Annotated in this window: 1 protein-coding gene; it reads left to right on the top strand. The window is 33.4% G+C overall.

Features of this window, described 5'->3' with window-relative positions; genetic code table 11:
• The first annotated feature begins 78 nt into the window (after positions 1-78).
• Entirely contained in the window at positions 79-594 is a 516-nt protein-coding gene (locus OQH62_RS08525; protein ID WP_266016130.1) for an Hcp family type VI secretion system effector, read from the top strand.
• Positions 595-860 lie beyond the last annotated feature (266 nt).

The raw sequence follows: 860 nt of genomic DNA, 5'->3' as shown, positions 1-860 counted from the left end.
CATTTTATAACATTCTTTCAAATTTTATGCTAAAATCAAATCCTTTGTATTAAAAAATTAACTCTAAAAGGAGATTCAATGGCACAACCAGCATACATAAAAATTGAAGGTTCTACTCAAGGACTTATTTCAAGTGGAGCTTCCACAGAAGCAAGCATTGGGAATCGTTACCAAGCAGGACACGAAGATGAGATTATGGCACAAGAAGTTGCTCATATTGTAACCGTTCCAACAGATCCACAAAGTGGGCAGCCATCAGGGCAAAGAGTACATAAACCTTTTTCTTTTACTTGCTCTTTAAATAAAGCTGTCCCTCTCCTCTATAATGCACTTACAAGTGGGGAAAGATTGACAAGTGTAGAAATTCATTGGTTTAGGACTTCTACAAGTGGTGGGCAAGAGCATTATTTCACAACAAAATTAGAAGATGCCATTATCACTGATATTAATCTTATAATGCCTAATGCACAAGAACAGGGCAATAATGATAAAACAGAACTCTTCAAAGTTTCTCTCAATTATAGAAAAGTCATTTGGGAACACATTGCTGCTGGGACAAGTGGAAGTGATGATTGGAGACAAACTAAAGCTTAAAACCCTTTATTATGACTTTTGTAAGTCATAATAATAAGAAAGGGTTTTGGTTTGGTTCTCTTGTTACAAAAAGAATACTTTGCAAACAATGGTAAAGTTAAACTAGTTCTTATCAGAAAGGTTTTTGTTGTGATGCTTCATTGTAATATATTGTTATAAATCAGAAATGCTTCAATAAGGAAACTAGAAATATTTATGACATTTGACTATTCTTTGTAGTATTGTTTTCGAAAAACTCTCTTCATTGTTTTTGGAGGAAAAGTGAT

The organism is Campylobacter sp. MIT 21-1684, from assembly GCF_026241315.1.
Taxonomy (GTDB): domain Bacteria; phylum Campylobacterota; class Campylobacteria; order Campylobacterales; family Campylobacteraceae; genus Campylobacter_D.
The sequence above is the reverse complement of the archived record's forward strand: the minus strand, read 5'-3'. Positions and strand labels throughout refer to the sequence as shown.

What these genes read in the sequence shown, in the direction of transcription:
- OQH62_RS08525 (WP_266016130.1), top strand. Translation starts at nt 79, where the DNA reads ATGGCACAACCAGCATACATAAAAATTGAAGGTTCTACTCAAGGACTT.